Raw genomic sequence first — 239 nt, forward strand, 5'->3', positions numbered from 1 at the left:
TGTAGCGGTATAAAGGAAGGTTTGCATCGAGGGCTGCAGCTTTTGCCACTGCAAGGCTCACGGCAAGCATTGCGTTAGCGCCCAATTTGCCTTTATTTTCTGTGCCGTCTAATTGAATCATTGCAGCATCAATCCCTTTTTGGTCTGCAGTGTCCCAGCCAAGTAGGTGATCAGCAATGATCGTATTCACATTCTTCACTGCCTTAAGCACAGATTTTCCCAGATAAAGTTTTTCGTTA

1 pseudogene is annotated in these 239 nt (G+C 45.2%); it reads right to left on the reverse strand.

The features are described from left to right. Positions 1–239 (reverse strand): annotated as a pseudogene (eno, locus tag RYX56_RS25005) (phosphopyruvate hydratase); the annotation flags it as partial.

Source organism: Alkalihalophilus lindianensis (genome assembly GCF_032843265.1).
Lineage (GTDB): Bacteria > Bacillota > Bacilli > Bacillales > Bacillaceae_D > Alkalihalophilus > Alkalihalophilus lindianensis.